Below are 6466 nucleotides of genomic sequence, written 5' to 3' on the forward strand. Positions count from 1 at the left end.
GGCCCCTTATTAACAACTGCTGGTCGGGGGCAGCGCTGCGTCTGGTCGAGCTGTAGAAAGACGTGGTGGGAACAGTGCCGGTCCTTGTCGTCGTCGGCGGACCGCCGGGGGCTGGCAAGACGACACTCGCCCATCTGCTCGCACGGCGGATCGGTTGCCCGGCCATCTGTCGGGATGAGATCAAGGAGGGCATGGTCCACGCGGCCGGGGACTTCATCGCCGCACCCACCGACGAGTTGACCCTTCGCACCCTGCCCACGTTCTTCAACGTGCTCCAACTGCTGCTGGCCGCTGGCGTCACCACGGTCGCTGAAGCGGCTTTTTCAGACCACCTGTGGGGTCCCGGCCTCAGGCCATTGATCGAGATCGCCGACGTTCGGGTCGTGCACTGTCAGGTCGGGCCGGACACGGCCTTCGACCGTATCCGGCGACGGCAGGATGAGAGCAGGATCCGGCGTGCCCACGCCGACGGGTTTCTCGGCGACCGTCGCGCCCATGCTGTCGGCCACCATGGCTTCCAGCCTGTCCGGGTCGACGTGCCCGAGATCGAGGTGGACACCAGCGACGGCTATCGTCCGGGACTCGACGAGATCATGGCCTTTGTGACCGCCAGACGATGAGGTGGTCGGGGCTAGCGCTTCTGTAGGAGCAGGAGGCGGTACTCCAGCCACCGTCGGGACAGGGCGGTCTGCAACGCCGAGCCACCGATCATGTTGGCCCGGAAGGGTTGCCGGACGAGACGATCACGGATCCCCAGCATGCCGGTGGCACCCACCGCGACGCTGATCAGGCGGTCGCGGGGCCGCCCCAGCTGCAGGTACGGCGTGAGATCAAGGCTTTTCCGCAGGTGTTGTCCGGCGCCTTCGGCGAAACCTGTCAGCTCGGGCACCGTGTGCAGACTGCCGCAGGAGGCGAACGCGCTGTGCAGCTTCCAGCCGCTCGTGGTGCCGGGCCTGCTCCAGACCGAGGGCTATGCCCGCGCGCTCTACGAAGGCGCGAGCCAACTCGTCGGCGACCAGGTCGAGCAGCCGCTCGCCGCCCCTCAAACTGATCTCGGAGGCGGCGGAAGCATGGAACTGACCGGCGCGATCTGGCGCAAGAGCACCCGCAGCAGCGGCAATCAGGGCGACTGCGTGGAGGTTGCCGACAATCTGGCGCGGGTGGTCGCGGTGCGCGACAGCAAGGACCGGCAGGGGCCGGTCCTCACCTTCACCCCGGCCACCTGGCGTTCCTTCGTGGCGTACGCCAAGCAACGCTGATCGGCCCGCCGCCGAGGCCGACGCCCGCCCCATGCCGAGTGGTCCAGGTGTCGTGCCTTGTCGGGGTGGTTACTGACGGGTAACGTGAGTTGGTATGACCATCGACTCGCGGCAGGTGGCGGCCGGCATGCTCGCGGCGGTGCCCTTCGCCCGTACGCTCGGAATCGAATTTGTCGAGGTGGCCCCCGAGGCCGCGGGTGGGGTGCGGGCCGTGGTCCGGCTGCCCGACTCGCCGGCCACCCACAACCACGTCGGCGGCCCGCACGCCGGGGCGGTGTTCACCCTCGGCGAGACCGCCTCGGGCGCGGTGGTGCTCGCCGCCTTCGGTGACCTGCTCGACCGGGCCACGCCGCTGGCGGTGCGGGCTGAGATCGCGTACCGCAAGCTCGCCCTGGGGTCGGTACTGGCGACGGCTCGGCTCGGTCGCCCGCCGGCCGAGGTGGCCGCGGAGCTGGCGGCCGGCGAGCGACCGGAGTTCCCGGTACGCGTCGAGATCGCCACCGAGGAGGGGAAGCCGACCGCGGAGATGACGGTCATCTGGACGCTGCGCCCCAACTGACCACCGACCGGGCGGACGCTCAGCTGTCCGATCCGGCTGCCAGGAAGCCTGTTTGCCGGCACCCCCCGGTGGATAGATTGGGGGGATGCTCGGCCTGCCCAATCACGTGACCGCATGTCTCTTCGATCTGGACGGTGTGCTCACGCAGACCGCCCGGGTGCACAACGCCGCATGGACCGAGACCTTCGACGACTTCCTGCGCCGGCACTCCGAGATCACCGGCGAGCCTTTCCGGCCCTTCGACCCCGGGCCGGACTACCACCGCTACGTCGACGGGCGCCCCCGGCTCGACGGGGTACGCAACTTCCTCGCCTCCCGGGACATCACGGTGCCCGAGGGCACGCCTGACGATCCGCCGGGCGCGCAGACCGTGCACGGCATCGGCAACCAGAAGAACGCCCTGGTGCTGGAGCGGATCCGCAGCATCGGGGTGGATGTCTACCCCGGCTCGGTGACCTACCTGAAGGCGGTGGCCGCAGCGGGCCTGCGCCGAGCCGTCGTCACCGCCAGCGCCAACGGCCGGGAGGTGATCGCCGCCGCCGGGCTGGAGCCGTTACTGGAGGCCCGGGTGGACGGGCTGACCGCCCGCGCCGAGGGGCTGCGCGGCAAGCCGCACCCGGACACCTTCCTCGCCGGGGCGAAGCTGCTCGGCGTGGAGCCGAAGCAGGCGGTCGTCTTCGAGGACGCGCTCGCCGGGGTGGAGGCCGGCCGGGCCGGCGGCTTCGGGTACGTGGTCGGGGTGGACCGCGCCGGCCAGGCCGACGAGCTCCGCGCCCACGGCGCGGACGTGGTGGTCACCGATCTGGCCGAGCTGCTCGACGCCGGGCGGCCCGAGTGATCCGGGAGCGGGCGTACCCGGTCGAGCCGTGGCACGTCCGGGAGACCCGGCTCGACATGGACGTACTGGCCCAGTCCGAGTCGGTCTTCGCGCTCTCCAACGGGCACGTCGGGCTCCGCGGCAACCTGGACGAGGGCGAGCCGCACGGCCTACCCGGCACCTACCTCAACTCCTTCTACGAGCTGCGTCCGCTGCCGTACGCGGAGGCCGGCTTCGGCTTCCCCGAGTCCGGCCAGACCATCGTCAACGTGACAAACGGCAAGCTGATCCGGCTGCTGGTCGACGACGAGCCGCTGGACGTGCGCTACGGCGAGGTACTCGCCCACGAGCGGGTCCTCGACCTACGCGCCGGCACCCTGCACCGGACGCTGCACTGGCGCTCGCCGGCCGGGCGCGAGGTCCGGGTGAAGACCACCCGGCTGGTCTCCTTCCGGCAGCGCTCGGTCGCCGCGATCCGCTACGAGGTGGAGGTGGCCGACGACAAGCCACTGCGGCTGATCATCCAGTCGGAGCTGGTCGCCAACGAGACGCTGCCGCCGCAGAGCCGCGACCCACGCGTCGCCGCCGTGCTGGAGTCACCGCTGGAGGCCGAGGAGGAGCTGACCACCCCGGACGGCGGGTTGCTGATCCACCGGACCAAGGTCTCCGGGCTGCGGGTCGCCGCCGCGATGGAGCACGAGGTGGGCTCACCGGCGCGTACCAGCATCGAGTCCGAGGGGTACGAGGACTGGGTGCGTACCACCATCGGGTGCGTACTCGAACCGGGCCAGAAGCTCTGCGTGGTGAAGTACCTGACCTACGGCTGGTCCAGCCGGCGCTCCCTGCCGGCGCTGCGCGACCAGGTCGGTGCCGCGCTGGCCGCCGCCCGGCTGGACGGCTGGGACGGGTTGGTGCGCGAGCAGCGCGAATACCTCGACGAGTTCTGGGACGCCGCGGATGTGGAGGTCGAGGGCGATCCGGAGGTGCAGCAGGCGGTCCGGTTCGGACTGTTCCACGTGCTCCAGTCCGGTGCCCGCGCGGAGCGCCGACCGATCTCCGCCAAGGGCCTCACCGGCCCCGGGTACGACGGGCACGCCTTCTGGGACACCGAGATGTTCGTGCTGCCGGTGCTCACCTACACCCATCCCGCCGCCGTACGGGACTCGCTCTACTGGCGGCACTCGACCCTGGAGAAGGCCCACGAGCGGGCCCGGACGCTAAACCTTGGCGGTGCCGCCTTCCCGTGGCGCACGATCGAGGGACCGGAGTCGTCTGGCTACTGGCCGGCGGGCACCGCCGCCTTCCACATCGCGGCCGGCATCGCCGACGCGCTGCGGCGGTACGTGTTGGTCACCGGGGACCGCCAACTGGAACGCGAGATCGGGCTGACCCTGCTGGTGGAGACCGCCCGGTTGTGGCGTTCGCTCGGGCACCACGACCGCGACGGCGCGTTCCACATCGACGGGGTCACCGGCCCGGACGAGTACACCGCAGTGAAGAACGACAACATCTACACAAACCTGATGGCGCAGCGGAACCTGCTGGCCGCCGCCGATGCGGTGTTGCGTTACCGGGACGAGGCGTTCCACCTTGGCGTGACCGACGAGGAGACCGCCGCCTGGCGGGACGCCGCCGCGAGCATGCACATCCCGTACGACGAGGCACTCGACGTGCACCAGCAGGTGGAGGGCTTCACCCGGCTACAGGAGTGGGACTTCGCCGACACCCCGGCGGACAAATACCCGCTGCTGCTGCACTATCCGTACTTCGACCTGTACCGCAAGCAGGTGATCAAGCAGGCCGACCTGGTGCTGGCCATGCATTGGCGCGGCGACGCGTTCACCGCCGAGGAGAAGCTGCGCAACTTCCTCTACTACGAGCGGCGTACGGTACGCGACTCGTCGTTGTCGGCCTGCACCCAGGCGGTGCTGGCCGCAGAGGTCGGCTATCCGGAGCTGGCGCACAGCTACCTGCGCGAGGCAGCGTTGATGGACCTGCACGACCTGAACGAGAACACCCGCGACGGGGTGCACATGGCCGCCCTCGCCGGGGCGTGGATCGCGTTGGTCGCCGGGTTCGGCGGACTACGGGACCACGACGGCGTACCTTCCTTCGAACCGCATCTGTCGAGCCGGCTGAACCGCCTGGCGTTCTCGCTCCAGTGGTGCGCCATGCGGCTTCGGGTCGACGTGCGGCCGCACCAGACGACGTACGCGCTGCACCACGCCGATCCGGAGGCGACGCTGGAGCTACGCCACTACGGCAAGCCGGTCACGGTCACCTGCGCCGAGCCGGTGACCGTGCCGAATCCGCCGCCACCAGCGGACCTTCCGCCGGTCGAGCAGCCCGCCGGCCGGGAACCCCTGCTCCGCCTGCCGGAGAAACCGGCCTGACGGCCGGCGCTCCACGGCTGCCTCCCGGCGGCCGGCTGGGGTGCCGGCTGGCGGCTGCCTCCCGGCGGCTGCCTGCCGTTGGCCGGCTGCCGTTGGCCGGCTGGCGGCGGTCAGATCGGCTCGCCCTGCGATGGCTGGCCGGTGGCATCGTGGGGGGTCCGCGCCCGTGGGTCGCCGGCCGACCGCGCCTGGGCCGCCTCGTCCGCCCAGTCCTGGCCACGCTCGGTGTCCTGCTTTCGCCGCTCGCGCTCGGCGGCCTCCGGACGGGACTCACGGTCATGATGCGGCATGACGGTCCTCGCGATCTGGTCGGCGGCGCCGTGACGCCGATCCGGCTGTGGTCGACCGGTCGGCTACCCGGCACCCCTGCCCGTAAACGCCGCGCACCCGCGAGCCCGGCCGCGTACCCGCGAGCCCGGCCGCGCACCCGCGAGCCTGGCCGGTCGACAAGCGAGCCTGGCCGTGCACCCGCGAGCCCGGCCGGTCGACAAGCGATAGCGATGGCGTGTGGCGCTTCAGCCCGGGTATCCGGCAGGACGGGTGCCGACACGGCTGGGAGGGTGAGATGGACGTACGGGGCAGCACGGTGACTATCCCGGCGGCAGAGGTCGACCTCTCGGCCGACCTGATGATGCCGCCGGAGCCGGCCGGCGTGGTGCTGTTCGCGCACGGCAGCGGCAGCTCGCGGCACAGTCCTCGGAACGTGGCGGTGGCAGAGGCGCTCAACGCCGGTGGCCTCGGTACCGTCCTGGTAGACCTGCTCACCGCAGCGGAGGACGAGGTGGACGCGGTCACCGCCGAGTTGCGCTTCGACATCGGTCTGCTCGCCGACCGACTGGCCGGGATCGTGGACTGGCTGGCCACCGAGCGGCCCGGCGGGGCGGCCCCGGTCGGCCTCTTCGGCGCCAGTACGGGTGCCGCCGCCGCCCTCGTTGCGGCGGCGCAGCGGCCGGATCTGGTCCGTGCCGTGGTGTCCCGGGGTGGCCGGCCCGACCTGGCAGGTGCCGCCCTGGGCCAGGTGCGTGCGCCCACCCTGTTGCTGGTCGGCGGCCTCGACGAGCAGGTCATCGCCCTCAACCAGGAGGCGCTGCGCCAGCTGGCCGTGCCGGCCGAGCTGCAGGTGATTCCCGGCGCGACTCATCTCTTCGAGGAACCCGGAACCCTGGAACAGGTCGCCGAGAAGGCGAGGAACTGGTTCCGGGCCAACCTGCCGGCGACCGTCAGCCACCCGTCCGCCCCCCGCCGACGCTAACCCCCCACCCCACCCCCACCCGCGTCGCCCGCGTCGCCCCGCGTCGCCCCGCGTCGCCCGCGTCGCCCCGCGTCGCCCCGCGTCGCCCGCGTAGCGTCGATCATGCACCTTCCGTCTCCACATAAGGCGTAAACCGGCCAAAAAGGCGACCAAAAGTGCAAGATCGACGAGGGCGGGGCGGGGCGG

Annotated in this window: 8 protein-coding genes and 1 pseudogene; 7 read left to right on the top strand and 2 right to left on the bottom strand. The window is 71.3% G+C overall.

Annotated features, from left to right (window positions below; genetic code table 11):
• The first annotated feature begins 74 nt into the window (after positions 1 to 74).
• Positions 75 to 620 carry a P-loop nucleotide/nucleoside kinase family protein gene (locus AC507J_RS31005; protein WP_496293890.1) on the top strand — a complete coding sequence of 182 codons (546 nt, stop codon included), beginning with the start codon at positions 75 to 77 and terminating at the stop codon, positions 618 to 620.
• Between the two features lie 11 nt (positions 621 to 631).
• Here the strand turns inward: AC507J_RS31005 and AC507J_RS31010 are convergent, their stop codons facing one another.
• The gene (locus tag AC507J_RS31010; RefSeq protein ID WP_496293892.1) at positions 632 to 889 is read right to left on the bottom strand and encodes a hypothetical protein; all 258 of its coding nucleotides are present in this window, start codon (positions 887 to 889) and stop codon (positions 632 to 634) included.
• Position 890: 1 nt separating this feature from the next.
• On the opposite strand from AC507J_RS31010, the pseudogene AC507J_RS31015 reads away from it, so the two are divergent.
• From AC507J_RS31015 to AC507J_RS31035, 5 genes and pseudogenes are all read left to right on the top strand, one after another.
• Positions 891 to 1025 (top strand): annotated as a pseudogene (locus AC507J_RS31015) (Scr1 family TA system antitoxin-like transcriptional regulator); the annotation flags it as partial.
• A 45-nt stretch (positions 1026 to 1070) separates the two neighbouring features.
• Entirely contained in the window at positions 1071 to 1259 is a 189-nt protein-coding gene (locus tag AC507J_RS31020) for a DUF397 domain-containing protein (protein WP_496293906.1), read from the top strand.
• Between the two features lie 94 nt (positions 1260 to 1353).
• Positions 1354 to 1818 carry a DUF4442 domain-containing protein gene (locus AC507J_RS31025; RefSeq protein ID WP_496293894.1) on the top strand — a complete coding sequence of 155 codons (465 nt, stop codon included), beginning with the start codon at positions 1354 to 1356 and terminating at the stop codon, positions 1816 to 1818.
• Positions 1819 to 1903: 85 nt separating this feature from the next.
• Positions 1904 to 2656 (top strand): HAD family hydrolase, encoded by a 753-nt coding sequence (locus tag AC507J_RS31030; RefSeq protein WP_496293896.1) that lies wholly within the window; start codon positions 1904 to 1906, stop codon positions 2654 to 2656.
• Positions 2653 to 5028, top strand: a complete 2376-nt coding sequence (locus AC507J_RS31035; protein ID WP_496293898.1) for a glycoside hydrolase family 65 protein — start codon at positions 2653 to 2655, stop codon at positions 5026 to 5028. Before AC507J_RS31030 ends, AC507J_RS31035 begins: the two co-directional genes overlap by 4 nt.
• Before the next feature lie 110 nt (positions 5029 to 5138).
• Here AC507J_RS31035 and AC507J_RS31040 read toward each other — a convergent pair whose 3' ends face one another.
• Positions 5139 to 5318, bottom strand: coding sequence for a hypothetical protein (locus tag AC507J_RS31040; RefSeq protein WP_496293900.1), 180 nt, complete (start codon positions 5316 to 5318; stop codon positions 5139 to 5141).
• Positions 5319 to 5593: 275 nt separating this feature from the next.
• On the opposite strand from AC507J_RS31040, the gene AC507J_RS31045 reads away from it, so the two are divergent.
• Positions 5594 to 6280, top strand: a complete 687-nt coding sequence (locus tag AC507J_RS31045; RefSeq protein WP_496293902.1) for a dienelactone hydrolase family protein — start codon at positions 5594 to 5596, stop codon at positions 6278 to 6280.
• The last annotated feature ends 186 nt before the right edge of the window (positions 6281 to 6466 follow it).

This window comes from Micromonospora sp. PRAS1 (assembly GCF_059553435.1).